This is a genomic window from Streptomyces sp. NPDC042201, from assembly GCF_055582185.1.
On record NZ_JBVJDS010000018.1, the window covers coordinates 63966 to 89094 of the forward strand.

Below are 25129 nucleotides of genomic sequence, written 5' to 3' on the forward strand. Positions count from 1 at the left end.
AGAGGCTCTCACTGTGAAGGAAAGCCCACCGATGCACGCACGGCACCTGCTGCGTACGGCCGCTACCTCGCTGACTCTCGCCGCCACCCTGTTCACGGCCAGTGGCGCCGAGGCCGCCACCACGACCACCTGGGAGGTCTCCCTCTCCGGAAACACCCCGGTGGGATCGCTGATGTCGATCTCCTCCGTCAACGAGGATCTGGCCTGGGCGGTCGGCAGAAAGGCCCAACACGGCGTCATCATGCGCTGGAACGGGGAGAGATGGAGCAAGGACACCGCCCCGGGGCTTCCCGACGTGTGGGAGTGGTCGGCGGTCAGCGCCGTCTCGGCCGACGACGTCTGGGCTTACGGCACGGTGGAAAGGCGCCAGGCTCTCGTGCACTACGACGGCGCACGCTGGACCATCGTTCCCACCACCGGCGCCTTTGACGACTCCTGGCCGGAGGTCCCGCTCGACGCCGTCCCCGGACGGCTCTTCAAGGGCGGCAAGGCCCTGTACACCTACGCGGACGGCGCATGGCAGACCTTCTCGCTGCCGGACCTCGTCGACATCCGGGACATCGACGCCCTGTCGGCGGACGACGCCTATGCGACCGGCATGAGGTACCCGGTGCGCGGCGGCCACCCGGTGACCTACCACTGGGACGGGACGACCTGGACCTTGATGGACCAGCCCCCGGTGCCCGCCGGCACGGACACCGCCAAGATCACGGTGGACGCCCCGGACAGCGTGTACGTGGCCGGATGGGCCGAGGGCCCCGACGCCGACCCGCCCATCCCGAGCGTCGCGCACTGGAACGGTACGGCCTGGACCGACGTCACCGGTTCGCTCACCGACCTCTACCTCCACGCGATCAACTCCGACGGCCGCGGAGGTCTGTGGGTCACGGGCACCGACAAGACCTCCCCGGTCGACTCCGGACCGGTCTTCTGGCACTACGACGGCACCACCTGGACCAAGGAGCCCGGAGCGACAGCGCCCGACGGCGCCACCCAGTGGCCGAGCTACTCCTTCTACGACCTGGCACCGGTGGGCAGCTCCGGTGACTTCTGGGCCGTAGGCGACTACTCCACGCCGATGAACGGAAACGGTGACCAAACGGTCAACGCCCTGATCGAGCGCTCCGCAACGGTCTCCCCCACGACGGCCCCGCACTGACGAACCCACCGAAGCGCGTCAGACCCCGGCGAGGAAGTCAACAGCCCGCTGGTCGAGCTCGCCCGCACACCGCACCCCGCGGGCCCGGAAGCGGGCGAGCTCGGCGCGCATGGTGGTGACGGCCTTGCGGGTACGGACGGACCGCACGCCGTCCATGTGGTCCATGGCCCGCCCCCAGGTGGCACACGCCTCCTCGATGCTCCCGCGCTTGAGCTGCATCTCGGCCCCGGCGACCAGATCGAGCGCGACGATCCGCGCGTAGGTGTCGCCGGGGCGGGATGCCGCAGCGCGCGCGTACTGCTCGGCCGCGGCCCGGTGATCGCCCAGGGTCTCGAAAACCTTCGCGGTCCGCGAATGCACCGACGCGGTCGGCGGCCCCCAGGCCAGAGCCCAGAACGGCACCTCGTCCCCACGATCGGCAGCCAGCAGCGCGCGCGCCTGGTCGGCCTCGGCGACGGCGGCCTTCCGGTGCCCGGCCTTGGCCAGCGTGTGCGCGTGAACGACCCTGAAGAGGGCTTCGGTTTGCGTGTCGACCTTGCCCTTGGCCAGGTTCAGGCCGGTCTCGGCGAGACCCTGGCAGTGTTCCGGCCGGTGCAGCTTGAGGCCCTGCATGGCCATCGTGCGCATCACGAACCCGTCATGACCCGTGACGCCGGACTCGACGGCGAGCGCGTACGACTGCAGGTAGTAGCGCTGGGCCAGGCCCTGATGACCCACGTCATACGCCTTCCACCCGGCCAGATGCACGCCGCGGCTGGCGGCGGAGAGCATCAGACGGCGAGCCTCCTCGGTGCGGAACCGTCCCCGGCACAGCGGCGCGACGTCGTCGCGCAGGTACTGGATCAGAGCGGTGCGTCCGTGCTGCCCGCCGTGGCGTTCGTCCATCTCGGAGAAGACACGCACCATGTCCCGGACTGCGGCGACCTCGGCCATCCCCACGGTCCGGCCGGTGCGGGCGGCCGCCGTCCGGCCAGCGATCTCCCGCACGTACGAGAGGGGCAGGGCGGCCGCGGCCACGGAGTAGGCGGAGGCCGAGAGGAAGCGTCGCCGGTCCAACTCGTACCTCCACATCGGCAGCAGGGTGTCCAACGGATCTGCCCCGAGGCCCAGTCCGATGCTGTCATCCCGGAACGGTATATCGGGTATACGGGACGGTCACATGGCCAAGCGCGCGCCGACCCCCCGGCCACCGTACCGGCGGAGGCGCGCAGTCAGTTGACTGTTGGTCAGGCCGTGGCGGACCGGAGCGTACGGAGGCTCCGGACTGCCTGCCGCGAGAACCGACCGCCGTCCTTCGCGCCCACCTGCGTCACGCTCATGTGTCGCCCGGGCGGGAGATCGAGACGCGCTATCTCCGGATCTCCGACAGCCTGCGCATCGAGGTGCACGACGCATCGTCCGAGCTGCCGGAGCCGCGGACGGCGGAATTGGACGCGTGCGACGGCAGGGGGCTTGTCCTCGTGGACGCGCTGGCGGACGAGTGGGGTGTCAGTGACCGGAACGGGCCCGGGAAGACGGTGTGGGCTCAGCTGTCGCTCCCACCTCGGGCAGACGGCGGTGGCGGGCAGCGGGCGGCGATCTTGAGGGTCGTGGATGTTCACGAGAAATGACGTCAGTGCCTGAAGGCGGTGCCTGACAGGCCGTTGCTCGGCCGTGAACCCTTGGCCTCGCCAAGCACATGGACTTGGGCGGGCAAGGAGGCGGTCGAGGAGAGGTGAGATCAGCCGGGGCTCGGGCCGGCCGATTCGCGCGCAGTACAGTCACTGGAAAGCGATCTTGGCTCGCCGGGTAGGCGTGAACGGGCCTCGGCGCACGGCGAAAAGTGCACGGAACGAGGTGTCGGAGCGTGACGCGGGTGGGCGAACGGCTGGAGCGGCATGACACCGCGGGCGATCCGTGGACCGGAGTGAACACGGACGCCCTGGCGCGAGCAACCCGAGAGCAGTCGGAACGGGTCGTACGCGGCGTGGCGGACATGGAGTCGTACCTGGCGGCCCAGGTGTCCGACACCTCTCACCGTGAGGTCGTGGGTCCGCTGCTGGACGGCGGCCCCCCGAGCGGTGTCGTCCTGCGGCGCGGTGCGGTCATCGCCTCCTGGGGTGATCCGGCCCGGGTGGAGATGGCCTTCAGCGCGACCAAGAGCGTCCTGGCGCTGACCGCCGGAGCGGCGTACGACGACGGGCTGCTGCGACTCGACGAGCCGGTGCACCGCTCCGTGGACCTGCCGCAGTTCGCCGACTCCCACGGACGGGCCATCATCTGGCGGCACCTCCTGGACCAGACCAGCCAGTGGGAGGGCGAACTCTGGTCCAAACCCACCTCGGTCGATGCGCAGAGCGCCCGGGAGGGCACCGAGTCGCCGGGCGGCCCGCCCGGCGAGGGCTGGGCGTACAACGACGTACGCGTGAACCTGGCCGCCCTGGCACTTACGGTGCTCCTCGGCAAGTCCCTGCCGGAGATACTGCGCACCCGTGTCGCGGAACCAATAGGCGCCTCGTCCCTTTGGTCCTGGCACGGATACGCCAACTCCTGGGCCGACGTTGCCGATGGCCGCGTGCCCGTCGTGTCCGGGGGCGCGCACTGGGGCGGCGGACTGTGGATCAACGCCCTCGACCTGGCCCGTATCGGCCAGCTCTCCCTGCAGGGCGGGAGTTGGGAAGGACGCCAGGTGGTCTCCCGGCGCTGGATCGAGGAACTGTGGACGCCCTGCCCGGTGAAGCCGAACTACGGCCTGTCCTGGTGGCTCAACGACGACCGCACCGTATGGCCCGACGCCCCCTCGACCGGACGCTGCGCCCGGGGTAACGGCGGCGCGCACCTGCTCTGGGTCGACCCGGCCCGGGACCTGGTGATCAGCTCGCGCTGGGGCGCCGGGCCCGAGGCACTGCTCCAAGCGGTGTCAGCGGCTGTGACGCCGAATTCGGGCTCGGCCGAGGGCTGAGGCAGGCCGACCGGCTTCCGCGTGATCGTATGGCGCTGCCTGCGCGGCGCATCGCCCAGCCGCGACAGCGCCGACGTCTTGAACGCGATGAGTTCCGTGAGCTGGTTCCTGCGGGCCTCCGGGCCCGGTCGGTTCTTGGTCGGCGACCGGGCCCGGGGGCCGGGTCGGGGGCGGCGTGGCCGGTCAGCAGGTCAGGAGTGCCTTTCCCAGCAGGGCGCGTTCCTCGATCGCTCGGTGCGCCTGGGCCGTTTGTTCCAGGGGGAACGTGGCGCCGATCACCGGGCGCAGGTGGCCCGTCGCGGCTGCCTCCAGGGTTTGTGCCGTCAGGCGTACGCGGTCCTTCTCCGGGATCTGTACGTCCTCGATGCCCAGCAGGGTGATCCCGCGGGCCGCCGCCTCCCGGGGGTCCGCCGGGGTGAAGCCGCCCGTCGGGGCGCCGTGGGCCGAGAAGCGGCCGCCGGTGGCCGTCAGCGGGAAGGCGGACAGGCCCACTTCGCCGCCCACCCCGTCCAGGACGACATCCGCACCCGCCGCGCCGAGCGCCTCGCGGGCTCGCGCCGGCCAGTCCCGGTCGGCGCCGTCGACCACGGCGTCCGCGCCCAACTCCCTTACGAGAGCGGTCTTCCGCTCGCCCCGCGCGACCCCGACGACGTACGCGCCCCGGGCCTTGGCGAGTTGGACCAGCAGGGTGCCCATACCGCCCGACGCTCCCAGGATCAGTACGCGTTGGCCCGCGGCCGGCTTCGTGATCTCCATGAGGGCGGCCGCGGTGACGCCGTCGTGGATCAGGGCGGCGGCGGTCGTGAGCGGGAGGCCGTCCGGTACGGGTACCAGCGACTCCACCGGGGCCACGGCCAGCTCCGCCGCGCCGCCGGATTCGATCGAGGCCACCACCCGGCGACCGGTCCAGTCGCCGTCCACTCCCTCGCCGACCGCGCGGACCGTGCCGGCGATGCCGCTGCCAGGGATGTACGGCGGCCGCACCGGGAAGTACTCCTGTCCCCAGCCCGTCCGGATCTGTGTCTCCACGAAGAGCGTGTCCACCACGGCGACGGCGACCACCACCTTGCCGGGCCCCGCCACCGGATCGGGGGCCTCGGCCGTCACGAGCACCTCAGGACCGCCGAACGCCGTCACCCGTGCCACCCGCATCCCGATCACACCTCTCCCACGCCGCATCCCGCTTCGTACGACGAGTCTTGAACGTCAAGTTCGGTTGAGGTCAAGCGTGCGGTCAAGCGTGCGGTCGAGCGTGCGGTCAAGCGCTGCGTACGCTTCATGGTCATGAACGGCGACGAGCACGAGGACCGCGACCTCGGCCTGCGGGAGCGTAAGAAGCGGCAGCGGCATCAGGCCATCTCCGACGCCGCGATCACGCTCTTCCTCGCGAAGGGCTTCGATCGCGTCTCCGTCGCGGAGGTCGCGGCCGCGGCCGAGATCTCCAAGCCCACCCTCTTCCGGTACTTCCCCGCCAAGGAGGACCTGGCGCTGCACCGCTTCGCCGACCACGCCGACGAGGCGGCCCGGGTGGTGGCGGGGCGGCCCGAGGGCGCGGGCCCGCTCGACGCCCTGCGGCGGCATTTCCTGGCCGGGCTCGACCGGCGCGACCCGGTGACCGGGCTCAATGACCACCGAGAGGTGCTCGCCTACCACCGGCTGCTGTACGGGACGCCGAGCCTGGTGGCCAGGATGTACGGGTTCCAGCAGCGCTCCGAGGACGCGTTGGCCGTGGCCCTCGGCGGCGGGATCGAGGGCGCGCTCGCGGCCGGGCAGATCATCGCCGTACAACGCGTCCTCGCGCTGGAGAACTGGCGGCGGATCGCAGCGGGCGAGGGCGCCGAGCAGCTGTACCCCGAGGCGGTCGCGGCGGCGGAGCTGGCCTTCGAGCGGCTGCGCACCGGCCTCGGAGACGGGTAGGCAGGCAGACAAGCAGGCGGGAAGGAAGGTGATACTCGGTAACGTTTTTAACTTGGTTACGTTATTCTCGGTGGAATGACGGCACCCGACCCCGACCTCGCCGGCGAACTCGACCGGGAACGGACCTACCACGAGACCTGCCGCGCCGCGCTGACCGGCATGGTGGATGACGCCGCCGAGCAGGTCATCACCGGTGAGAACGCCTTCGCCTCCGGCGCGGACGCAGAAGTCCTCGGCCGCCATCTGCGCAGCCGCGCCAAGGAACTGCGGCTGAAGCCGGACAGTCCGCTCTTCTTCGGCCGGCTGGATTTCTCGGCGGTGGCGGTGGCGGCGGCGGTGGCGGCAGACGGTGCGGACGGTACGGACACCGCCGCCAACCACGGCGGGCCGAGCCAACACCGTGGGCAGAGCTACCACATCGGCCGTCGCCGTATCAGCGAACATCCCTCCGCGCCGCCCCTGGTCGTGGACTGGCGCGCGCCCGTCTCGCGCGCCTTCTACCGGGCGAGCGCGCGCGACCCGATGGGCGTCGCCGTCCGCCGCCGGTTCGGCTGGGCGCCGTGGAGCAAGGGGGCGCCGGAGGATCTGACCAGCCTGGAGGACGAGCCGCTGGACGAGCGGCTGAGGGAGGAGGATGCGGCGCCGGGAAGCGGGGACACAGCCGGAAGCGCCATCCTCACCGGTGAGATCGAGCGCCCCCGCGTCGGCCCGATGCGCGACATCGCGGCCACCATCCAGCCCGAACAGGACGATCTCGTACGGTCCGCTCTCGGCGAGTCCATCTGTGTCCAGGGCGCCCCCGGCACCGGCAAGACCGCCGTCGGCCTGCACCGTGCCGCGTATCTCCTCTACACCTATCCGCAGCGGATCCAGCGCGGAGGCCTGCTGATCCTCGGCCCGAACCGCACGTTCCTCTCGTACATCTCCGAAGTGCTGCCCGCCCTCGGAGAGATCGGCATCCGCCAGTCGACGGTCGGTGACGAGATCGCGCGTCATCCGGTGCGTACCGAGGACACGGAGGCCGCGGCGGTCGTCAAACACGACGCCAGGATGGCCGAGGTGCTGCGCCGGGCGCTGTACGGGAGGATCGCGCCGCCCGCAGAGCCGCTCACCGTCCCGGACGGCTCGTACCGCTGGCGGCTGGGGCTCGACGAGCTGGAGCGGATCGTCGCCGAGGTACGGGCCGAGGCGCCGCCGTACGCCACCGGCCGGGAACGCGTCCGCAGCCGCGCCGTACGGGCCGTCCAGCTCCAAGCGGAACGGCGGGCCGGTCCGCAGTCCGCGCTGTGGGCGCAGTGGGTGGGCCGGTCGCGGGCGGTCACCGCGTACCTCGACACGGTCTGGCCGAAGGCGGGCCCCGAGGAGGTGCTCGCGGCGCTGCTCGCCGATCCGGCGGCGCCGTCCGACGGCATCCTCACCGCCGAGGAGCGGCAGGCGATCCACAGGCCCCGGCGGGGACGCGGTGGCCCACCGTCCGCGCGGGCGGCCAGAGCCCTTCCGTGGTCGGCGGCGGATCTGGTGCTGCTGGACGAACTCGCCGGGCTGATCGAACACCCCGCCGGCTACGGCCACATCGTCATCGACGAGGCCCAGGACCTCTCCCCGATGGAGTGCCGCGCCATCGCCCGCCGCGCGCCGTTCGGTTCGCTGACGGTGCTGGGCGACCTGGCCCAGGGCACCACCCCGTGGGCCGCCCGATCCTGGCCGGGACTTCTGGCGCATCTGGGCCGACCGGAGGCGGCCGTGGTTCCGCTGACCATCGGCTTCCGGGTGCCGGGAGCCGTCGTGGAACTCGCCAACCGGCTGCTGGCCTCGCTGGACGTCGACGTACCGCCGGCCCGTTCGCTGCGCCGGGACGGTGAATTGACGATCAGTCAGGCGGACGATCTGCCAACGGGGGTGACCGCGGCGGTACGGGCGGCGCTCACCCACGAGGGCTCGATCGGCGTGATCGCGGACGGCCCCGACACGGACCGGATCCGTACGGCCCTGAGGGCGGCCGGTATCGCCACGGCGACGGCGGACGACCTCGGCGCGACGGCCGCCCGGGTGACGGTGCTGCCCGCGACGGCGGCGAAGGGCCTGGAGTACGACCATGTCGTCCTCGCCGAACCGGCCGCCGTCGCGGAGGCGGAGGCGCGCGGCGTACACCGGCTGTACGTGGCCCTCACCCGCGCGGTGTCCCGCCTGGACATCGTGCACAGCCGCCCGCTGCCGGGGGTGCTGGGGGAGGCGGCGGGCGACACGGGCGGCGGGCGGCGGCACGGACCGGCGGGCGACACGGGCCCGCCTCAGGAGGGTGTGGCCCCGACGCTGTCGACGATCAGCTGAGCGGCGCGCGCGGGTGAGATCTCGGTCGTGTCGATGACCGTGGCTTCCCGCCGTAGCCAGGGAAGGGCGTCCTCGTAGGCGGAGAGATGGTCGAGCCGCCACTGCACGGCGCCGGAGCTCTCGGGCTTCGGGTCCGTGTGGATGCGCTCGACAAGGGTGTCGCGGTCGGTGTGCAGGACGAAGTGATGCACCGGGATGCCCTTGTTCTCCAGGCCGGCGCGGATCTCCGTCCAGTACTGCTCCGTGAGCACGGTCTGCGGGATGACGAGCGCACCGCCGACGTAGTCGAGAACCTGCGCGGCCGTCTCCACGACGAGTCCGCGCCAGGGCCGCCATTCCTGGAAGTTCGTCACGGGGACGGAGCTGAGGACGTCCCGCAGCATGTAGCCGACCTCCTCGGAGTCGAAGGCCCTCGACTGCGGAAGGAGTGCGGTCAGCTCCTTCGTGGTGGTCGTCTTGCCCGCTCCGAAGGTTCCGTTCAGCCAGACAATCATGCGGGGGAGCCTACTCGCGGGCGTTTTCGGGGCGTGGCACGTCGCCTTGGCCCGGGTGAGGTGACTTCTCGGTTTCCGGCGGTACGCGGTGACGTTCGATGAGAGGTCGCGCCAACTGCGGGCCTTTCAAGGACCGGCCCGGCGTCCGCGGTCGGCTGGCGGCCCGGATGGGGCCGACGGGTCAGAAGCCGCTGCCGCTGTGGGTCGTCTGATGCTCCTGCGCGGCGGGCGCGCGATAGGTTGCCCGCCATGACTGAGCTCGGACCCGTCGCCTGGCCACCTGCCCCGATCGGGACCGAGCGGCTCGTGCTCCGCGAGCCCGAGGCCCAGGACCGTGCGGCGTTCGTCGAGCTGTTCGCCTCGCCAGAGGTGGGCACCTACCTCGGTGGCCCTCGACCGCGTGACGAGCTTGAGCGCACGGTGCCTGAGGTGCCCGGGCGGCGCCCTGGCCTTTTCGTGATCGATCTCGACGGAGCGATGATCGGCATGATCACGATCGATCGGCGCGACGCAGAGCGTCCGGGTCACGTCCGTCCGGATGCCGGGGAGGCCGAGCTCGGCTACATGTTCCTGCCGGAGGCGTGGGGATGCGGGTATGCCGCCGAGGCGTGCGCGGCGGCACTCGACTGGTTCGCCGACGCACTTCCCGGCGAGCCGGTGGTGCTCTGCACCCAGACCGCCAACGACCGCTCGATGCGCCTCGCGGCGAAGCTGGGGTTCACCGAGGTGGAGCGGTTCGAGGAGTACGGCGCCGAGCAGTGGTTCGGCGTGTGGTCCTCGGTCACGCCGTCCGGTTGACCTCGTGCCCGACAGCCAGCCGCGCACCGGCCGCGCCCCCTCCGGGCGGGCCGCGCCTCCCCGACCGGGCCGCGCCCTCAACCGGCTCCGGCCGAGCGCGCTACGCCGAGGCGATCATGTCGAGGGAAACCTGCCACAGTCGCGCCGCCGCGTCGGGGTCGAGGGCATGGTCCGCGACGCCTTCGGAGGCCCCCGGCAGATGGCGACGCGCTTCGTCGCAGTCCTCGAAGTACCGGCCGCCGACGCCTTCGAGCCGGGGTGAGACAGCGAGCAGTACGGATGTGGCCGCGCCTTGCTGCGGCGTCTTGAACACATAGCCGCCGGTGGCGACCGTACGGTCGAGCTCCGCCGGGCTCAGATGTCGCGTCAGGTTCGACAAGATCGCCCCGGGGTGTGCCGCGTTGACGGTGATGCCGTCGCCGGCCCAGCGCCTGTTCCCCTCGACCGCGAACAGGACGGTGGCGGTCTTGGACTGGGCGTAGGCGACCCGGGGGTCGTACGCGCGCACCCGGAAGTGGATGTCGTCGAAGTCCACCGGATTCCGCAGATGCGCGACCGAACTGAGCGCCACGACTCGGGCCCGGCCGGCTGCCGCGAGGGCCGGGTGCAGCCCTGTGGCGAGTGCGAAGTGGCCGAGATGGTTGGTGGCGAACTGCAGCTCCCAGCCCTCCGGCGTCCGCGTCTCGGGCGTCATCATCACGCCGGCGTTGTTGACGAGGATGTGCAGGGGGCCGTCCCACGCGGCGGTGAAAGACGCGACGGAGGCCTGGTCGGCGAGATCCAGCGGCGCGACGAGGACATGCTTGTTGCCGGTGGTCGTGCTGATGTCCTCGGCGGTCCGCTCACCGGCCTCGACGCTCCGTACCGCAAGGGTCACCTCCGCGCCCGCGGCCGCGAGCGCCCGGGCGGTCTCGACACCGATGCCGGATGCCGCGCCGGTCACGACGGCGCGGTGGCCGGTCAGGTCGATACCGGCCACGACCTCGGCGGCGGTGGTTCGGGCGTTGAACGGCGCGGACTCGGTCATGTCCTTCTCTCTCCGTGGCTCTGTAGATCCGTAACGGCTGTCGCGGCTGTCGCAGCGGCTATCCCGACGACGTGCTCGGCGTAGTGGTCCGGGCAGTCGCGGCGGCCCGGCCGGACGGCGGCTGCGTGGCCAGGTGCGCGAGCAGCTGAAGCCGTTCGTGGGACGGGGAGCCGGGCTCCGCGTGGTACGTGACCAGCATCTGACCCGGTGCGCCGGGGAGCGCCAGCTTCTCGTAGTGGAGATCGAGGGAGCCGACCTGCGGGTGCAGCAGGCGCGTGACCCCGCTCGTCTTCTGCCGTACGTCCTGGCGGGCCCAGAGCGTCCGGAAGCGCTCGCTGCGCAGGCTGAGTTCGCCGATCAGCTCGGTCAGCTGTGGATCGTCGACGGCGCCTCCGATGACCGAGCGCAGGTACGCGACGGCCTTGGCGGTCATCTCGTCCCAGTCGCGGTAGAGCTCTCGCGCCTCCGGCTCCAGGAACGCCGCGCGCAGGCTGTTCACTCCGGGTGAGTAGTACGGGCTGAGCGCGACGGCCATCGCGTTGGCGGCCAGGGTGGTCATGTAGCGGCCGTGGACATGGGCGGGCGTGGTGGTCCAGTTGTCGATCAGGCTCTGCACGCTCGCGCTGACCCGCTCCGGCCGGGCGGGCCTGCGCCTGCCGGCTCGCGCCGGGCGGGCCAGCTGGCGCAGATACGTCTCGGCGTCGGTGTCGAGCCGCAGGGCGCGGGCGATGCTGTCGAGGACCTGGTCGGAGGGGTGCTGGTCGCGGCCCTGTTCCAGGCGCAGGTAGTACTCCACGCTGATGCCCGCGAGCAGTGCGACCTCTTCCCGCCGCAGTCCGGGTACCCGCCGGCGCGTGCCCGTGGGCAGACCGACATCGTCCGGGCGCACCCGCTCGCGGCGAATCCGCAGGTATTCACCGAGTCCGTTTCCCGTACGTCCCGTAGCCATGATTTCCAGGGTAGGGCCAGGTGCGCGGTTCATCCTGTCCCTGCGAGTACCAGTGTCAGTGGGGACTTACTGTCGGTGATGATCCGCCGCATTATCGACACCATGAGAATGAATGAACGAGGAGGCCGGGCATGAGCGGCGAATTGGTGCTGGTAACCGGGGGATCGGGATTCGTCGGCGCGCATTGCGTCGTGCGGCTTCTGGACGCGGGCTATCGCGTACGGACGACTGTGCGTTCCCTCACGCGTGAAGCCGATGTGCGCGCAATGGTGAAGGCGGGCGGTGCCGAACCGGGAGAGGCTCTCTCATTCGCCGTCGCCGACCTTTTGTCCGACGCGGGCTGGCCGGAAGCCGTCTCTGGCTGCGACTTTGTGCTTCATGTCGCGTCGCCCTTCCCTCCTGGCGTGCCGAAACACGAGGACGAACTCATTGTCCCCGCGCGGGAAGGAACGCTGCGTGTGCTGCGGGCCGCGCGGGACGCGGGCGTCAGACGCGTCGTACAGACCTCTTCCTTCGCCGCGATCGGGTACGGCCACCAGCACACGGACCGGCCCTTTTCCGAGGAGAGCTGGACGGACCCGAACGCTGACGTGAGCGCCTATGTGAAATCGAAGACATTGGCCGAGCGCGCGGCGTGGGATTTCATCGCCCGTGAAGGTGGCTCTCTTGAGCTCTCGGTCGTCAATCCGGTCGGGGTGTTCGGTCCTGTGCTCGGGCCGGATTATTCGGGCTCCATCCAGCTCGTACGGCTTTTGATGGACGGCGCGATGCCGGGCACTCCCCGGCTTTCCTTCGGCGTCGTCGACGTACGGGACGTGGCGGACCTGCACCTGCGCGCCATGACCAGCCCCGCTGCCAAGGGCGAGCGATTCCTGGCCGTCGCGGGCGACGGCATGACGATGAATGCCATCGCCCTCCTACTGAAGGCTCGCATGGGCGACGCGGCGAAACGCGTCCCGACCAGAATGCTGCCCGACGTGATGGTGCGGCTCACCTCCCTGATCGCCCCTTCGCTCAAGCCGATCGTCCCCGACCTGGGAAAGGTCAGAAAGGCCAGCAGCGAGAAGGCCGGACGCGTGCTCGGCTGGGCGCCGCGATCGAACGAGGAGACCATCGTCGCGACAGCCGAGAGCCTGGTACGACTCGGGCTGCTCCGGAACCCGCGAAAAGCGGCGTGAGCCGCCGCCCTGGCCGTACACCATGGATCAGAACGCCGTAATCAGTACGCCACGAGCGTGAGGTAGGCGAAGCCGAGGATGCCGCGGTAGCCCAGCCACATGTCCCGATGCGCGTCGGCCGTGGCGCGGACCGTGTCCGCCTCGGCGTGGTCGCCGTGAGATGCGAGCCACTCCTCCTTGCCGGCGAGGTATCCGGATTCGAACTGCTCCCACTCGTCGAGGGTGGCCGTCTCGATCCACAGGGGGCGGAATCGAGCGGCGGCCGCGAGACCGACGAGCGTGGTGAGGTCGGTGTGCTCGTCGGCTGACGCGTCGGGCCACATTCCCGCGAGTTCGCCGGCCGTCGGAGGCCGCTGCCAGAAGCTCTCACCGAACAGCACCCGGCCGCCCGTCCTCACCCTGCCCCTCAGCGCTCGCAGCGCCACGGCGGTGTGGGCCGGCGGCTCGGCGTCCCCGAACGCGTGGCTTGATCCGACGCAGAGGGCGAGGTCGCCGGGCTCGGAGGAGAAGCCGGCGACAGGCTCTTCGACGAACTGGACCCGATCGCCGAGCCCTCGCTTCTCGGCGTTCTCGCGGCCTCTGGCGAGATGGTCCGCATTGGTGTCGATCCCGATACCGACCGCACCGGGCACCGCCGCCAGCACCTGAAGCATCAGTTCCCCCCACCCACAGCCCAGATCGAGCACCGTGGCCGGCCCACTCCTGCCGAGCCGATCGACCAGGCCGGCCGCTCGCGCCGCCGAGAGCGGCGAGTTGAAGTCGAGCCAGGTGTACATGGGCGGCGGCGAAGAGGAGAAGGCGGTCACGATCCCCAGGCTAGGTCCCCCTCGACGGCGCTAGGGACCGGAAACGTCGCAGCGTGAGGCTCTTTCCAGGAGGAGTTCTCTCTCCCGCGCGTTGCGGGTCAGGGACGCCGCCCGCTCGAACTCCGCGCGCGCCTCCTTCCCCCGCCCCAGGCGCTCCAGCAGATCCCCCCGGACGCTCGGCAGCCAGTGGTAGTCCTTCAGGGCCGGTCCGTCCGCCAGGGCGTCCACCAGCTTCAGGCCGGCCGCGGGGCCCTCCGCCATCGAGACGGCGACCGCTCGGTTCAGCTCCACCACCGGGGACGGGGTCAGTGCCATCAGCCGTCCGTACAGTGCGGCGATGGCCGTCCAGTCCGTGTCCTCGTAGCGCACCGCCTGCGCGTGGCACGCGGCGATGGCGGCCTGGACGGAGTACGGGCCGTGCCCCGCGCGGTGCAGGGCCTCGACGCCGCGGCGGATCAGCATGCGGTTCCACTTGGCGCGGTTCTGGTCGGCGAGCAGCACCGGCTCGCCGTCGGGGCCCGTACGGGCAGCGATACGGGACGCCTGGAACTCCAGCAGCGCGGCCAGGCCATGGATCTCGGGCTCCTCGGGCATGAGGGCCGCCAGGACGCGAACCAGCCTGAGCGCGTCCTCGCACAGGGCCGGGCGCACCAGGTCGTCGCCGGCCGTCGCGGAGTAGCCCTCGTTGAATATCAGGTAGATGACCTCAAGGACCGACGAGACCCGGGCGGCCCGGTCGGAGCCGTACGGCACCTCGAAGGGAACCCCGGCCTTGGCGAGCGTCCGTTTCGCGCGGACGATGCGCTGGGCGACGGCCGGCTCCGAGGCCAGGAACGCGCGGGCGATCTCCTCCGTCGTCAGCCCGCCCAGCAACCGCAGCGTGAGCGCGATCCGGGCCTCCGTCGACATCACGGGATGGCACGCGGTGAAGATCAGCCGCAGCAGATCGTCGTCGATGTCGTCCACGTCCGCCGGCTCGGGCGGCGGTACGTCCTCCAGCGTGCGCCCGACCTCCGCCAGCTTGCGCGCGTACGTCTCCTTGCGGCGTACGAGATCGATCGCCCGGTGCTTGGCAGTGGCCATGAGCCAGGCGCCCGGCCTGTCCGGGATACCTGACTCCGGCCACTGCTCCAGCGCGGTGACCAGGGCGTCCTGCGCGAGTTCCTCGGCGATGCCCACGTCCCGCACGATGCGGGCGACACCGGCGATGATCCGCGCGGACTCGATCCTGAATACCGCTTCGACCGTCTCGGTCGCGCTTGCTGCCGTCACGGCAACCCATCAGAACAGCCGTATGGGAGCGGGGCAAGCGCAGCCGGATCAGCCTTCGGCGATCTCGCGGACCTCGGCGGTGACCGTCCAGTGCTTCGGGTGGACCTGCAGGAATCGCGAGGCCCACTCCAGGGCCTCGGCCTTGTCCTTGGCCTGGATGAGGGAGTAACCGCCGATGACTTCCTTGCTCTCGGTGAAGGGACCGTCGGTGTAGCTGACCTTGCCGTCGGCCCAGGTGAGGCGGGTGCCCTCGGAGGTCGGGGCGAGACCGGCCGTGTCGAGCATGACCCCGGCCTTGGTGATCTCCTCGAGCAGTGCGCCCATGCGCTCGTCGAACTCGGGGCCGGGGTTGTCGGTGGGCGGGTTCTGCTCGTCGACGTGGATCATCGTCAGGTAGCGCGGCATGGTGACTCCTCGATCGGGAGGGCGGGGGCTTTTCCCTGTCCCTCACCCCTGCGTCGAACGGGAGACGGCCGGATCGACAGCTCCCCCCGAAATTCTTCGGGGAATTTTTCGCGGCGGCCAACCGGATGGGGCGGCGATCCGGAGGGGGCGGCGATCCGGACGTGAACGTGACGCAGGCCACGGGAACTCCGAGTGGGCCACGGAGAGTAAGCGATGTGAGAGACACAGAGCGAGAAGACGAGCTGCGTGCGCGCATACGGGCAGGGGACCGGGAGGCGTTCGCCGCGCGCTGTACGACACGTACGCAGCGTCCGGCCCCGCCCGTGGTGGCGGATTTCGCCGAGGAGCCCGCAGGCCGGATCGACGACGCCCGGCGGCCGGCAGCCGTCCATGGCGCGTTGAGCGGCCTGCCTGCCGACGGTTGTCACATTCGCGGGCCCCGCGGTGTCTTCATGTCGAACAGGCACATGTGTCAAACGGGCACATGTGTCAAACAGGCACGCATGTCCAGCAGGCACACGTACAGGGAGAACACCATGGCGCTACGCGTTCCGAAGGCGGAGCTCACCACCGGGCTCAGCGAAAGCATGATCAAGCAGCTCGGTGCCGTGCCCGAACCCGTCGAGGTGATGTGGCACAACCCCAAGGTCGCCGAGGCATCCCTGGAGTTCGGGGGCAGGACGAGCGAGTGGGACGCGGCAGACCAGAGCCTCAAGTCGTTCGCGCACATGGCCGTCGCGGCACAGATCGGCTGCGGCTGGTGCCTCGACATCGGCTACTTCCAGGCGCGGAACCACCACCTGGACATGGCCAAGGCGAGCCAGGTGCCGCGCTGGCGGGAGTCGGAGGTGTTCATGCCGCTGGAGCGGGACGTACTGGAGTACGCCGAGGCCATGACGAACACGCCGCCGACCGTCACCGACGAACTGTCCGCGCGTCTGCTCGACCGGCTCGGCCCGGCGGCGATGATCGAGCTCACCGTGTACATCGCCTTCGCCAACTTCGCGACCAGGAGCAACACGGCGCTCGGGATCGAGTCGCAGGGCTTCTCCGCCGCGTGCGAGATTCCGCTCGCCGCGCGTCCTGAGAATTCCGGCGTGGCGTCGACGGCATGACCGAGGACCCGTTCGTCGCCCATCGCAGCCTGCTGTTCACGGTCGCCTACGAGATGCTCGGGTCGGCGGCCGACGCGGAGGACGTGGTGCAGGAGTCCTGGCTGCGGTGGGCCGACGTCGACCAGTCGCAGGTGCGTGACCCGCGGGTGTACCTCATCCGAGTCGTCACGCGGCAAGCGCTCAACCGTCTGCGAACGCTGTCGCGCCGCCGCGAGGAATACGTGGGCGAGTGGCTGCCGGAACCCCTGCTGACCAGCCCCGATGTCGCCGAGGATGTCGAACTCGCGGAGAGCGTCTCGATCGCGATGCTGACCGTGCTGGAAACGCTCGGGCCGGCGGAGCGGGCGGTGTTCGTGCTGCGCGAGGTCTTCGAGATGCCGTACGGCGAGATCGCCGAGGCCATCGGGAAGTCCACGGCCACGGTGCGGCAGATCGCGCGGCGGGCACGCGAGCATGTGGCGGCCCGGCGGCCGCGGGTGCCGGTGAGCCGGTCGGAGCAGCAGGCCGTGGTGGAGCGGTTCCTGATCGCGTTGCGAACCGGGCAGTTGCAGGAGCTGCTGGAGCTCATGGCGCCGGACGTGGTCCTGATCGCCGATGGTGGTGGGTTCGCGGCCGCCGCTCGGGCTCCGATCCACGGGGCAGGGCCAGTGGCGAAATTGCTCGCGCGCGCGAACCAGGTGGTGGCCGCGTTCGAGGCGAAGCCCGTATGGCTCAACGGGGCGCCTGCGGGCCGGATAGAGATCGACGGCGAGCCGGCCGCGGTGAGTCTCGTGGTGGAGCACGGACGGGTGGCCCGGATCTACGTGATGAGAAACCCACGGAAGCTGACGCGCATGGATGAACCGGCCGAACTCGCCAGGTAAGCCCGCTGCTGCTCCGGCGTCGGGGCCGAAGGCCCGGCCGCGGCCGCCCGCGATAAGGGAAAGCAGATGACGGAAAGGAGGTTACCCACTCCTCGCCACTCTCAAGGTATAGCGCACCGGGGGGCTTGCGGCAAGACCCGGGTCGTGGCGCAGAATCGCCAGCCGAAGGCAGAACCTGCGGAAATAAATGGGGATTTGTGATGATCGACGTGATCGTTGTCGGCGGCGGACCGACCGGCTTGATGCTGGCCGGCGAATTGCGGCTGGCCGGAGTGCACGTGGTCGTGCTGGAGAAGTTGGCCGAGCCGACCGGGCAGACCCGCGGGCGCGGCCTGCACGTGCGCAGCGTCGAGGTGATGGATCAGCGCGGCCTGCTGGACCGGTTCCTCGCGGTCAGTGAGAAGTTCCAGGTCGGCGGTTTCTTCGGCGGCATCCACAAGCCGTGGCCGGACCGGTTGGACACCGCGCACCCGTACGGCCTCACCACCCTGCAGCCGGTCACCGAGCGGCTGCTCAACGAGCGTGCCCTCGAACTCGGTGCCGAGATCCGGCGCGGCTGCGAAGTGGTCGGGCTGAGCCAGGACGAGGACGGGGTGACCGTCGAGCTGGCGGACGGCACGCACCTGCGCTCGCGCTACCTCGTCGGGTGTGACGGCGGCCGCAGTGTGGTGCGCAAGCTGCTCGGGGTCGGTTTCCCCGGTGAGCCCGCAACGGTCGAGACGCTGCTGGGCGAAATGGAGGTGACCGAGGATCCGGCGACGATCGCCGCCATCGTCACGGAAGTCCGCAAGACCCAACTGCGGTTCGGCGCCATCCTCGACGGAGACGGGGTGTACCGCCTCGTCGTGCCCGCCGATGGGGTGGCCGAGGACCGTACGACCGCGCCGACCCTCGAGGAGTTCAAGCAGCAGCTGCGAACCTTCGCGGGCACCGACTTCGGCGCGCACTCGCCGCGCTGGCTGTCCCGGTTCGGCGACGCCACCCGGCAGGCCGAGCGCTACCGGGTCGGCCGGGCGCTGCTGGCCGGCGACGCGGCGCACATCCACCCGCCGACCGGCGGGCAGGGGCTCAACCTCGGCGTCCAGGACGCGTTCAACCTCGGCTGGAAGCTGGCCGCCGAGGTCAACGGCTGGGCACCGGAGGGGCTGCTGGACAGCTACCACGCCGAACGGCACCCGGTGGGCGCCCGCGTGCTGGACAACACCCGCGCGCAGATCACGCTGCTGGGTACCGATCCGGGTGCCACCGCGCTGCGGGAGATGTTCTCGAAGCTGATGGACTTCGAGGAGGTCAACCGGTACGTCACCGGGATCATCACCGCGGTCGAGGTCCGCTACGACTTCGGCGAGGGCCACGAACTGCTCGGCCGGCGGATGCGGGACGTGGGGCTGAAACGGGGACGCCTCTACGAGCTGCTGCACGGCGGCCGCGGCCTGCTGCTCGACCAGACCGGCCGGCTCTCGGTGGCGGGCTGGGCAGATCGGGTCGACCACGTCGTCGACGTCAGCGAGGAACTGGACGCGCCCGCCGTACTGCTGCGACCGGACGGCCACGTGGCATGGGCCGGCGAAGACCAGCAGGATCTGCTCAGCCAGCTACCCAAGTGGTTCGGCACCGCCATCAGCTGAGCGCGCAGCTGTCACCTGTCGGGCTCGGGCTCGGGCTCGTGCTCGGGCTCAGGCTCAGCGCGTGTGACTGCCTCTGCCGCTCATCAGGCGAGGCCGGTTGAGCGATGCTGGTGCTGGTGCCGAGCGGCAGGGGGTGGTGATCGACTGGGGGTACGCCGGCTGGTGAAATGTTCAGTCCGGTGGCGAGTCGCGACCGAGGTCCCGATCGCGGCCGATCTCGTCGACGTACTTTCGCAGCCGCTGGGGCTGCGACTTCGTACGACGAACGGGTGGCGTGAGCACACGCCGGCCTTCTTGGCCGTGACCCGGACGGGAGTCTGCTTGATCGACGTGCGCCCGGAGTCGAAGGCGAGCAAGGCCCGGACCTTGACCAACAGACGGGGGCACCCGTCAGGCCCTCCTCTACCCGTCCGGTTCAGGCGTTGTCGGCTGTGGGGTGGAGGAGGCTCTCCGCGATCTCGCGGACGCGGTCGAGGGTGATGCCGGTGCGCTGTTCGACGGCGAGGGGGTGGTCGGTGGGTTCCAGCTCGATGAAGGGGCGCCGGCCTACCGGGCGGGTGTGGGCGTGGGTCTTCAGGTTGATGGTGCTGGGCGAGTACAGGAAGAGTTCGGTGCTCAACCAGCCGAAGTACGGCTCCTCGGCTTCACGGCCCGGGGCGTTCCACCTGTCCACCGCGCGAGCGAAGTTGTCGCGGCTCAGGGAGACCCAGACGGCCCAGGAGAAAACGTCGGCGCTGCCGATGACAGGTATCTCGATCAGGCCCTTGACGAAGTAGTGCTGGGCTTTGATGACGCACTGATCCGAGGCAAGCATGCTGTCCGCGTCATCAGCGAAGCTCGGATCCCAGACGTACGGGGCCGTGGCCGAGTAGTTCATCGGGAGTTCGTCGTGGTGCGCCCCGCAGCACGAGCAGGTGAAACCCGGATCATTGGTCATGATCGGAATCCTAACGATCGGCTCGGACACCGCTGAGCCTGCTGCGGGAGTCTTTCCTGTTCACCTGCGATTCAGGCTCGACCGCGGAGTCTGTAGTCGCCTGTCCTGCTCATAGGCACCAGTGTTGCCGCCGACCGCGCGTCGATCCGGTCCAGCGGTCGGCAGTCCGGTGCCCCGTGCTGGGCGTCAGCCCAGCACGGGGTTGCCCAGGAGATTTGCGTCCCCGCACGGCCAGGGGCCCTCAGCCAGGGGCCCCAGAGGGCTGTGGAAAGCGAGAACCTCACTGTCCAACGACACAACGACGCGGCCGTCGCCCAACAGCAGCGTGCGACCCATGATGTTCCGGCTGTCGTCCATCGCGAACAACTCGTCCGCAGCCATGTCCGTATCGACTGCGAGGAGCTTGCCGTCGCGCCAGAACACGGCGGTGCCCTCGCGGTCCATCGCCGGACAGGACGTGTAGTAGCCCGTCAGGGGAGGTCCGTCCACAAGCCTGTTGTCCGGCGCCAGCCGCCGGAACCGTGACTTCGATGGCAGGCAGTTCTCCAGCTCAGGGCCGCAGATGGTGCCCCGGCCGTCAACGAGCATTGCTCCATGACTGGCCCATCGGGCTGTTTCCCGACCGTCGCGGTCGTAGCGGCCTGTGGTGAATTCCCCATATCCCTGAGACCCGATCAAGAACTCGCCCGGACCTGCTATCGCCTTCCGGCCCGTGGGAGCAGGAGAGGTGGCCGCAACGATCGCGCCACCGGTCAGGTCCAGGAAGAAGGTCCTCCCGAGCCCACCGCGCGCATCGGCGAAACTGGCCGCGACCCTGTCGCCCGAGACCAGCAACGGCTCCCAGTGATCGACACCTACGTCTTCCGGCACCCAAGGCCGAAGGGGGCGCACCTCCCAGCCGGTATCCACGCTCATCCCCGCCACACCCGGATGCGATACGGCGCCGAGCACGATCGGCGTCGACCACACGCAGTTCCCCTCCCACGTGTACCGGGCAACGCGAGGCCGGGGAAAGGCAGGTTGCTCGTCTTGCGACACCCGCAGAATGCGGGAGGCGCCGGCCCAGGCGATGCAGAACCCGTCATCGAGCAGGACGAACGCGCTGACCTCCTCGCCGGCCTCGCTCTCCGGGGCGACTGCCCGGTAGGTGGACCCGTCCGGGAGGACGCCCTCCAGAACCCGGCCGGCCTGCTTCGGGTACGCGACCCATAGAGTGCCATCCGCTGACAGGCGGGACCGCGGCCGTCCTGTCCCGGCGTACCCGCGCTGCCAAACTACCGAGCCCGTGGAGTCGATCATCGTGACGACCGTCTCCAGAGGGCTTGCCCCGTAGCTCGTCACATAGAGCGGTCCGGACGGATTCTGTGCAGCCACGGACCAGACCTGGCCAGGCATGGCGATGCGAGACGAGAGAGTCATAGGTCTGCATCCTGCCCTGGGTACTGGCTGTCCGCGCCGACGATCCACTCCGCCGCTGGAGGACACACGCGGTCACCGGCCGGTTGGGTTCCGCGGGGAACTGGTGACAGTTGAATGCGAGAGCCCGCCAGTAGGCCGGCGCACACTATCGTCGGCTGATGCGTGCCCACCATATTGACCACCCAGCCGATCTCGACGTGGTCCGTGAGTCCTATGACCGCGTGGCCGACAACTACGCCCACATGGTGGTGACGACGGGATTCGGCGACATCCGCAGCCATCCATGGCTCAAGGCATCAATCGACGCCTTTGCTGACACCGTGAGCGAGCTTGGGCCTGTCCTCGACGTCGGCTGCGGACCCGGAACGGTGACCGCCTACCTTGCCGAACGCGGACTCGACGTGTCCGGGGTCGATCTCTCTCCTCGCATGATTGAGAACGCGCGCCGTCTTCATCCGCAATGCCGCTTCAGCGTCGCCTCTGCCACCGACCTCGACCTTGGTGAAGCGTCCCTTGGCGGCGTGCTCGGGTGGTGGTCACTGTTCAACCTCCCCCGTGACGTCCTTCCTCAGGTTCTCGCCGCCTTCGCGCGAGCCCTGAAGCCAGGCGGACACTTCATCACCGCTACACACGTCGGCGACGAAGACGCGGTGCGCACCGAGGCATACGGAGGCGTATCCGTTCGTTGGACGACGCACAAATGGCGGCCGGAACAACTCGTGGACCTGATCGAGCAGGCTGGACTGCGCCCGGTCGCCGAACTTCGGCTCCCTGCAGATGAGCAAAGCGGGCCAGGTCTGGTCGTCATGGCCAAGCAACCCGGCTGAGAATCAGGCGTCGGAAGCGGCACAGGGTGTCCTGTGCCGGGCAAGGCTCCTCCGGACGGTCGCGACGCCGGGTCGAACGGGGCGAGATATGGTCACATAGGTGCAACTGGGATGATCTGCTCGTGCCCGTAGTGGTCGACAGCGGACGTGGAGGCCTTGGCCAGCGCGATGGGTCTTGGCGGGCGCCGGCGACGAGGCCGGTGCGCATGTGGCCGGCGATCGACCGCCGACCAGCCGGCGGCTGAACTCGGCCCCGCTCGCGGCTGATCACCGCGGTCGCCGTGTCGTCGGCCATCTGGGCTTCATCCTCGATGAAACCCTTTTCAGCGTCCGGTCGCCGATGATTCCCGCTGGTCTTCCAGCCCCTTATTGCTCTGAGGGCGCCGGGTGAGCACGAGCGGGCCGGTCTCGGTGATGGCAACCGTGTGCTCGGAATGAGCGGTGCGCGAGCCGTCGGCCGAGCGGATCGTCCAGCCGTCCGGGTCAAAGACGATCTTGTTGGTGCCAGCGGCGAACCAGGGCTCGATCGCGATCGTCAGGCCGGGACGCAGCTTCCAACCGCGCCCAGGACGACCGTCGTTGGGGATGTGCAGGTCCTCGTGCATCGTGCGGCCGATACCGTGACCGCCGAACTCCAGGTTGACCGGGTAGCCGTACTCGGCGGCGACCGCGCCGATGGCCGCCGAGATGTCCCCAATCTTGTTGCCCGGCTGGGCGACCTTGATCGCGGCTTCCAGGGCGACCTCGGTGGCCTCGATCAGCCGCAGGTCCTCGTCGGCCGGGGTGCCGACGATGACGGAGTGGGCCGAGTCCGCGGCCCAGCCATCGATGGCCACCGCCATATCCATGGTCAGCAGATCCCCGTCGCACAACTTGTAGCTGTGCGGCAATCCGTGCAGCACGGCATCATTGACCGAGAGGCACACCACGTTGCGGAACGGGCCCTTGCCGAACGAGGGCGCGTAGTCCCAATAGCAGGACTCCGCGCCGCGCTCCTCGATCCGGCGGCGAGCGTGATGCTCCAGGTCCAGCAGGTTGACCCCTACTGCGGCGAGGTCACCGAGCTCAGCCAGCACCTGACCGACGAACCGTCCAGTGACGTGCATGCGCTCGATCTCTTTGGGAGATTTGTGCTCGATCACTGCGATCCTCGATTCCCCGGGGCGACCGACAGGTATATTTATACCAGAGGGTGGAGTGGTTGCCGCTGGATACCTGCGGCTCTAGCATGTGCGCATGGTTCGCTATCCGCTCGCCCCCGAACAGATCGAGGCGGGCCGACGCCTCGGGGCCGCGTTGCGCTCCGCCCGGGCCGGACGCAGCCCCGTTGAAGTGGCCTTGGCGGCGGAGATCTCGCCGGAGACCCTCCGCAAGATCGAGACGGGCCGGCTGCCGACGCCCGCGTTCGGCACCATCGTCCGGCTCAGCGAGGTACTTGGCGTACCCCTGTCCGAACTCGCCATCGTCTGGCGCACCGACCCTGCCCTGAGCAAGGCCTCCTAGCAACAGCCCTTCGCGGCGCGGCGCCCTCGTCGACGAGCCGCACTCGCCATGGGCGCAAGACGGACGCACACCTCACGGAAGCGTGGGGATCACTGGGTCGTCCTTGGTGGTGGCGACGGAGTACTCCGCGTACGCGGCTGCCATCGATGGTGCGCAGGGTCCACCCGTCCGGGTCGTGACGGCTGCGAGGTGATCCCCTTCACCAGCGGGTCCAGCCGGACTTGACTGAGACGTGAGCTCACTTGCCCAGAGACTTCCGACCCTGCCCGGACATCACAGAGACAGGGCGGCGAGCAGGTGTCCCGTCTCAGTAGAAGTGGACCATCGAGAGGCCGTGACCTGGGGTGGTTCACGTTGAGTGCGATGACAACGGCTGGGATGTCTTACTCAACCTGAGCAGCGGGCGTCTGCGGGCTATGCGTCGTCGCCACGGTGGTGAGCGCGCCAGAGGCGCCTGAGGGCTTCGAGCTCGGTTCGAGGGAAGCGCTCGCCCCACTTGCTGCGGTAGCCGCTCTCGCCGTAGGACCGAGCCACCTCGTCGAAGCAGCGGATCACGGTTCGGGCGAGTGTGTCGACGGGGAGCTGGGCCGACCAGATCTCGGTGCCCTTGTTGTCGTGTTCGCTGCCATGTCGCAGTTCCAGCACGCGGACCCAGCTGTCGTTGCCTTCGCGATAGAAGATCCAGCGGTAGGCCGTCGGCTCGGCTTCGAACTGTGCGCGGGTCTCCGTCTCGCCGACGATGAGCCGGGCCACCGCCGTCAAGAGCTCCTCGGGGGCATTACTGATGTAGGACGCAATGAGCTCGGCTTTCGCCTGGTGATCCTCAAGGGTGCAGTCGGCCCATCCATGTGCCCCCAGCGTCCAGGTGATGCGCATGCGGGATGTCACTGCGGCTCCCTGGCGAGGAATTGCCGGGTGTCAGCTGCCAGGGAAGCCATCTGCTCGCCGGCCTCCAGCCAGGTGGTCATCGAGGCACTCCAGCCGCCAGTGGACTTCGGCCATGGCCTCAAGGTCCACGTCAGCCCGACGTGACCGCCGGTCCGGAAGACAGCGGACACCGTTAGCTCCCTGTCGTTTGTCTGCCACCTCCGTTCGCCGTCCCATCCTCGGAAGTCGGCGGCAAGCTCTTCGAGGAACGGGACCATATCGTTGTCCCAGATCCAAGCGACGACCTCGTTGGTGCGAGCGGTCATGCCCGGCGCCTGCAGCTCGACGGCATAGTGCACGGAGTCCGCGTCGAAGCTGAAGCGATCACAGAATGTCACGGCGACGGACGTGTTGTCCTGACAGCGGATGGTCACGCTGGGCTTGCCGTCGGTGTCGTCGTCCGGTGAGCTCATGGACGAAACGCTAAGCCAGAACCACGTGCGACGTCATTCGGATTCTATGTCGGCGGGGTGGAGGACGGCTTCGGCGATTTCACGGACGCGATCCAGAGTGATGCCGGTCCGCTGCTCGACTGCGAGAGATTGGCGGTGGTGCGGAGGGAACTCTCGTTGGGGAGCCGCCGTGTGAACTCGGCATGGAAGGCCCGGAAATCCTCCTCCGCAACCGCGGGCG

Annotated in this window: 24 protein-coding genes and 1 pseudogene; 11 read left to right on the forward strand and 14 right to left on the reverse strand. The window is 69.7% G+C overall.

Annotation, left to right across the window (positions count from 1 at the left end):
• Nucleotides 1-31: 31 nt before the first annotated feature.
• Complete coding sequence (locus ACZ6MZ_RS31820) at nt 32-1159, forward strand: hypothetical protein (protein ID WP_469355931.1); 1128 nt, start codon at nt 32-34, stop codon at nt 1157-1159.
• Nucleotides 1160-1177: 18 nt separating this feature from the next.
• Here the strand turns inward: ACZ6MZ_RS31820 and ACZ6MZ_RS31825 are convergent, their stop codons facing one another.
• Nucleotides 1178-2215: a hypothetical protein gene (locus ACZ6MZ_RS31825; protein ID WP_469355933.1), complete on the reverse strand. Its 1038-nt coding sequence runs from the start codon at nt 2213-2215 to the stop codon at nt 1178-1180.
• A 790-nt stretch (nt 2216-3005) separates the two neighbouring features.
• On the opposite strand from ACZ6MZ_RS31825, the gene ACZ6MZ_RS31830 reads away from it, so the two are divergent.
• Nucleotides 3006-4100, forward strand: a complete 1095-nt coding sequence (locus tag ACZ6MZ_RS31830; protein ID WP_469355935.1) for a serine hydrolase domain-containing protein — start codon at nt 3006-3008, stop codon at nt 4098-4100.
• Nucleotides 4101-4283: 183 nt separating this feature from the next.
• Here ACZ6MZ_RS31830 and ACZ6MZ_RS31835 read toward each other — a convergent pair whose 3' ends face one another.
• On the reverse strand, nt 4284-5252 hold the full coding sequence (locus ACZ6MZ_RS31835) for a zinc-binding dehydrogenase (RefSeq protein ID WP_469355937.1): 969 nt from the start codon (nt 5250-5252) through the stop codon (nt 4284-4286).
• A 126-nt stretch (nt 5253-5378) separates the two neighbouring features.
• Here ACZ6MZ_RS31835 and ACZ6MZ_RS31840 point away from each other — a divergent pair, with 126 nt between their 5' ends.
• Both ACZ6MZ_RS31840 and ACZ6MZ_RS31845 read left to right on the forward strand, forming a co-directional pair.
• Nucleotides 5379-6017, forward strand: a complete 639-nt coding sequence (locus tag ACZ6MZ_RS31840; RefSeq protein WP_389787055.1) for a TetR family transcriptional regulator — start codon at nt 5379-5381, stop codon at nt 6015-6017.
• A gap of 75 nt (nt 6018-6092) precedes the next feature.
• Nucleotides 6093-8348: a HelD family protein gene (locus tag ACZ6MZ_RS31845; protein WP_469355939.1), complete on the forward strand. Its 2256-nt coding sequence runs from the start codon at nt 6093-6095 to the stop codon at nt 8346-8348.
• Here ACZ6MZ_RS31845 and ACZ6MZ_RS31850 read toward each other — a convergent pair.
• Nucleotides 8309-8842: a P-loop nucleotide/nucleoside kinase family protein gene (locus ACZ6MZ_RS31850; protein WP_469355940.1), complete on the reverse strand. Its 534-nt coding sequence runs from the start codon at nt 8840-8842 to the stop codon at nt 8309-8311. The two genes, ACZ6MZ_RS31845 and ACZ6MZ_RS31850, sit on opposite strands and share 40 nt — an antisense overlap.
• Nucleotides 8843-9091: 249 nt before the next feature.
• Between ACZ6MZ_RS31850 and ACZ6MZ_RS31855 the strand changes: the two genes are divergently transcribed.
• Nucleotides 9092-9640 carry a GNAT family N-acetyltransferase gene (locus ACZ6MZ_RS31855; protein WP_469355942.1) on the forward strand — a complete coding sequence of 183 codons (549 nt, stop codon included), beginning with the start codon at nt 9092-9094 and terminating at the stop codon, nt 9638-9640.
• A gap of 100 nt (nt 9641-9740) precedes the next feature.
• Here ACZ6MZ_RS31855 and ACZ6MZ_RS31860 read toward each other — a convergent pair whose 3' ends face one another.
• Together ACZ6MZ_RS31860 and ACZ6MZ_RS31865 are read right to left on the reverse strand one after the other, a co-directional pair.
• Complete coding sequence (locus tag ACZ6MZ_RS31860; RefSeq protein WP_469355944.1) at nt 9741-10667, reverse strand: SDR family NAD(P)-dependent oxidoreductase; 927 nt, start codon at nt 10665-10667, stop codon at nt 9741-9743.
• A 58-nt stretch (nt 10668-10725) separates the two neighbouring features.
• Nucleotides 10726-11616: a helix-turn-helix domain-containing protein gene (locus ACZ6MZ_RS31865; RefSeq protein WP_469355946.1), complete on the reverse strand. Its 891-nt coding sequence runs from the start codon at nt 11614-11616 to the stop codon at nt 10726-10728.
• 131 nt (nt 11617-11747) lie between these two features.
• Here ACZ6MZ_RS31865 and ACZ6MZ_RS31870 point away from each other — a divergent pair, with 131 nt between their 5' ends.
• On the forward strand, nt 11748-12794 hold the full coding sequence (locus tag ACZ6MZ_RS31870; protein ID WP_469355947.1) for an SDR family oxidoreductase: 1047 nt from the start codon (nt 11748-11750) through the stop codon (nt 12792-12794).
• A 41-nt stretch (nt 12795-12835) separates the two neighbouring features.
• Here ACZ6MZ_RS31870 and ACZ6MZ_RS31875 read toward each other — a convergent pair whose 3' ends face one another.
• The 3 genes from ACZ6MZ_RS31875 to ACZ6MZ_RS31885 are packed head-to-tail and all read right to left on the reverse strand — an operon-like array spanning nt 12836 to nt 15277.
• Nucleotides 12836-13570 carry an SAM-dependent methyltransferase gene (locus tag ACZ6MZ_RS31875; RefSeq protein ID WP_469355987.1) on the reverse strand — a complete coding sequence of 245 codons (735 nt, stop codon included), beginning with the start codon at nt 13568-13570 and terminating at the stop codon, nt 12836-12838.
• Nucleotides 13571-13630: 60 nt separating this feature from the next.
• Entirely contained in the window at nt 13631-14872 is a 1242-nt protein-coding gene (locus ACZ6MZ_RS31880; protein WP_469355949.1) for an RNA polymerase sigma factor, read from the reverse strand.
• Nucleotides 14873-14920: 48 nt separating this feature from the next.
• Complete coding sequence (locus ACZ6MZ_RS31885) at nt 14921-15277, reverse strand: YciI family protein (protein WP_384185293.1); 357 nt, start codon at nt 15275-15277, stop codon at nt 14921-14923.
• 536 nt (nt 15278-15813) lie between these two features.
• Here ACZ6MZ_RS31885 and ACZ6MZ_RS31890 point away from each other — a divergent pair.
• The 3 genes from ACZ6MZ_RS31890 to rox all read left to right on the forward strand — a co-directional run bounded on the left by ACZ6MZ_RS31890 (nt 15814) and on the right by rox (nt 18883).
• On the forward strand, nt 15814-16392 hold the full coding sequence (locus ACZ6MZ_RS31890; RefSeq protein ID WP_469355951.1) for a carboxymuconolactone decarboxylase family protein: 579 nt from the start codon (nt 15814-15816) through the stop codon (nt 16390-16392).
• The gene (locus ACZ6MZ_RS31895) at nt 16389-17255 is read left to right on the forward strand and encodes an RNA polymerase sigma-70 factor (RefSeq protein ID WP_469355953.1); all 867 of its coding nucleotides are present in this window, start codon (nt 16389-16391) and stop codon (nt 17253-17255) included. Before ACZ6MZ_RS31890 ends, ACZ6MZ_RS31895 begins: the two co-directional genes overlap by 4 nt.
• A gap of 200 nt (nt 17256-17455) precedes the next feature.
• Nucleotides 17456-18883: a rifampin monooxygenase gene (gene rox, locus ACZ6MZ_RS31900; RefSeq protein WP_469355955.1), complete on the forward strand. Its 1428-nt coding sequence runs from the start codon at nt 17456-17458 to the stop codon at nt 18881-18883.
• 415 nt (nt 18884-19298) lie between these two features.
• Here rox and ACZ6MZ_RS31905 read toward each other — a convergent pair whose 3' ends face one another.
• Together ACZ6MZ_RS31905 and ACZ6MZ_RS31910 are read right to left on the reverse strand one after the other, a co-directional pair.
• Nucleotides 19299-19820, reverse strand: coding sequence for a DUF2199 domain-containing protein (locus tag ACZ6MZ_RS31905; RefSeq protein ID WP_469355957.1), 522 nt, complete (start codon nt 19818-19820; stop codon nt 19299-19301).
• Between the two features lie 186 nt (nt 19821-20006).
• Nucleotides 20007-21194: a hypothetical protein gene (locus ACZ6MZ_RS31910; protein ID WP_469355959.1), complete on the reverse strand. Its 1188-nt coding sequence runs from the start codon at nt 21192-21194 to the stop codon at nt 20007-20009.
• A 203-nt stretch (nt 21195-21397) separates the two neighbouring features.
• Between ACZ6MZ_RS31910 and ACZ6MZ_RS31915 the strand changes: the two genes are divergently transcribed.
• Nucleotides 21398-22066 carry a class I SAM-dependent methyltransferase gene (locus ACZ6MZ_RS31915; protein ID WP_389787086.1) on the forward strand — a complete coding sequence of 223 codons (669 nt, stop codon included), beginning with the start codon at nt 21398-21400 and terminating at the stop codon, nt 22064-22066.
• A gap of 323 nt (nt 22067-22389) precedes the next feature.
• On the opposite strand, the gene map is transcribed toward ACZ6MZ_RS31915, so the two are convergent.
• Nucleotides 22390-23208: a type I methionyl aminopeptidase gene (gene map / locus ACZ6MZ_RS31920; RefSeq protein WP_469355960.1), complete on the reverse strand. Its 819-nt coding sequence runs from the start codon at nt 23206-23208 to the stop codon at nt 22390-22392.
• A 94-nt stretch (nt 23209-23302) separates the two neighbouring features.
• On the opposite strand from map, the gene ACZ6MZ_RS31925 reads away from it, so the two are divergent.
• Entirely contained in the window at nt 23303-23569 is a 267-nt protein-coding gene (locus ACZ6MZ_RS31925; RefSeq protein WP_384185311.1) for a helix-turn-helix domain-containing protein, read from the forward strand.
• A 414-nt stretch (nt 23570-23983) separates the two neighbouring features.
• Here ACZ6MZ_RS31925 and ACZ6MZ_RS31930 read toward each other — a convergent pair whose 3' ends face one another.
• From ACZ6MZ_RS31930 to ACZ6MZ_RS31940, 3 genes and pseudogenes are all read right to left on the reverse strand, one after another.
• Entirely contained in the window at nt 23984-24445 is a 462-nt protein-coding gene (locus ACZ6MZ_RS31930; protein ID WP_469355962.1) for a hypothetical protein, read from the reverse strand.
• An 8-nt stretch (nt 24446-24453) separates the two neighbouring features.
• A complete protein-coding gene (locus ACZ6MZ_RS31935) occupies nt 24454-24909 on the reverse strand; it encodes a DUF6228 family protein (protein ID WP_389787093.1) in 456 nt (151 codons plus the stop codon).
• A 33-nt stretch (nt 24910-24942) separates the two neighbouring features.
• Nucleotides 24943-25035 (reverse strand): annotated as a pseudogene (locus tag ACZ6MZ_RS31940) (DUF2199 domain-containing protein); the annotation flags it as partial.
• Nucleotides 25036-25129 lie beyond the last annotated feature (94 nt).

Bases quoted from the DNA above. Each gene is read 5' to 3' on its own strand.
- ACZ6MZ_RS31870 (WP_469355947.1), top strand. From the start codon at position 11,748: ATGAGCGGCGAATTGGTGCTGGTAACCGGGGGATCGGGATTCGTCGGC.
- ACZ6MZ_RS31845 (WP_469355939.1), top strand. From the start codon at position 6,093: ATGACGGCACCCGACCCCGACCTCGCCGGCGAACTCGACCGGGAACGG.
- ACZ6MZ_RS31925 (WP_384185311.1), top strand. From the start codon at position 23,303: ATGGTTCGCTATCCGCTCGCCCCCGAACAGATCGAGGCGGGCCGACGC.
- ACZ6MZ_RS31895 (WP_469355953.1), top strand. From the start codon at position 16,389: ATGACCGAGGACCCGTTCGTCGCCCATCGCAGCCTGCTGTTCACGGTC.
- ACZ6MZ_RS31885 (WP_384185293.1), bottom strand. From the start codon at position 15,277: ATGCCGCGCTACCTGACGATGATCCACGTCGACGAGCAGAACCCGCCC.
- ACZ6MZ_RS31855 (WP_469355942.1), top strand. From the start codon at position 9,092: ATGACTGAGCTCGGACCCGTCGCCTGGCCACCTGCCCCGATCGGGACC.
- ACZ6MZ_RS31820 (WP_469355931.1), top strand. From the start codon at position 32: ATGCACGCACGGCACCTGCTGCGTACGGCCGCTACCTCGCTGACTCTC.
- rox (WP_469355955.1), top strand. From the start codon at position 17,456: ATGATCGACGTGATCGTTGTCGGCGGCGGACCGACCGGCTTGATGCTG.
- ACZ6MZ_RS31905 (WP_469355957.1), bottom strand. From the start codon at position 19,820: ATGACCAATGATCCGGGTTTCACCTGCTCGTGCTGCGGGGCGCACCAC.
- ACZ6MZ_RS31935 (WP_389787093.1), bottom strand. From the start codon at position 24,909: ATGAGCTCACCGGACGACGACACCGACGGCAAGCCCAGCGTGACCATC.
- ACZ6MZ_RS31875 (WP_469355987.1), bottom strand. From the start codon at position 13,570: ATGTACACCTGGCTCGACTTCAACTCGCCGCTCTCGGCGGCGCGAGCG.
- ACZ6MZ_RS31850 (WP_469355940.1), bottom strand. From the start codon at position 8,842: ATGATTGTCTGGCTGAACGGAACCTTCGGAGCGGGCAAGACGACCACC.
- ACZ6MZ_RS31860 (WP_469355944.1), bottom strand. From the start codon at position 10,667: ATGACCGAGTCCGCGCCGTTCAACGCCCGAACCACCGCCGCCGAGGTC.
- ACZ6MZ_RS31840 (WP_389787055.1), top strand. From the start codon at position 5,379: ATGGTCATGAACGGCGACGAGCACGAGGACCGCGACCTCGGCCTGCGG.
- ACZ6MZ_RS31835 (WP_469355937.1), bottom strand. From the start codon at position 5,252: ATGCGGGTGGCACGGGTGACGGCGTTCGGCGGTCCTGAGGTGCTCGTG.
- ACZ6MZ_RS31865 (WP_469355946.1), bottom strand. From the start codon at position 11,616: ATGGCTACGGGACGTACGGGAAACGGACTCGGTGAATACCTGCGGATT.
- ACZ6MZ_RS31915 (WP_389787086.1), top strand. From the start codon at position 21,398: ATGCGTGCCCACCATATTGACCACCCAGCCGATCTCGACGTGGTCCGT.
- ACZ6MZ_RS31930 (WP_469355962.1), bottom strand. From the start codon at position 24,445: ATGCGCATCACCTGGACGCTGGGGGCACATGGATGGGCCGACTGCACC.
- ACZ6MZ_RS31890 (WP_469355951.1), top strand. From the start codon at position 15,814: ATGGCGCTACGCGTTCCGAAGGCGGAGCTCACCACCGGGCTCAGCGAA.